This window comes from Neobacillus drentensis (assembly GCF_036965245.1).
Taxonomy (GTDB): Bacteria; Bacillota; Bacilli; order Bacillales; family Cytobacillaceae; genus Neobacillus; species Neobacillus drentensis_G.
Map to the genome: position 1 here is coordinate 21,722 of NZ_JBALPG010000177.1, position 944 is coordinate 22,665.

Annotated in this window: 1 protein-coding gene; it reads right to left on the reverse strand. The window is 31.2% G+C overall.

The annotated features are described in order from the left end of the window. A partial coding sequence (locus tag V7150_RS24485) for a Ger(x)C family spore germination C-terminal domain-containing protein (protein ID WP_335523451.1) occupies positions 1-944 on the reverse strand: 944 nt, incomplete at both ends.

Here is a 944-nt window from a genome sequence, read left to right on the forward strand (position 1 = left end):
CTGTTTCTTTTTCAACTCCTAATTTATATAATGCTTCTACTTCTTTTTTTATATAGCTGCTGACACTTTTCTCAACATCATCTACATGTCTCATTTGGTTAGTTTTTCGACCAACGATAAAACCTTTACCTCGAATTATTATGCCCAGGGAGGTTCTGTTATCTTTATATTTTACTTTAGGATATATAATAACGGAAATTGTTTGATTCCCTTTATTTGGAATAAATATGTTTACACGTTTTGTACCTTTTATAACCCAACGTAAACCCTCAAGTTCATTTAACATATAGAATCCTTTATAATGTTGATTTTGCATAAAAAATGCACCTTCATAAGCTAGTTTTGGTTCATTTTTTTTGTTCTTTTTCCATTGTTGTTCGTTAACGGTGAGAGAAGGTAAATAGGTAGTATAATTTGGTTCAAATACCTCACGTGCAAACTGATATAGCTGTTTAGGTTTAATGGTAGAAACTTGTTTAAAATTTTCTAAAGGCCTGTGTAAAATTGTATCTAAGGAAGTTTTATTAAAAAAACCGTGTACAGAAAAGATTTTTTCTATCGGATCCTTTGTCCCATATATCCATGGGCTTAATGTAAATTCATGATTTCTCGATAATGCATCATAAATATCATAAAATCCCTTTTTAATGACTGTTTCACTAAGAACAATGGTGGTAACATGTCCAAAAAAAATATTGGTTTGAGAGGTGTTAATGATTTTAGTAAGTGCCTCGTTAATGGAACTGCCTTCCCCTACTGCAACATACACTTTCGGTGGTTCTTTAACTCCGGTTTCTGATTTCGCGATATTACCAAAATCTACTAATTGTAAATATCCGTGATATTTACCATCCTTAAAATCAAATCCTAATGCTGTTGCAAAGTTTATTTTTTCTATATTTTTAATATCGGTGCATCCCGAGATAAGAATGAATGAAGAAAGT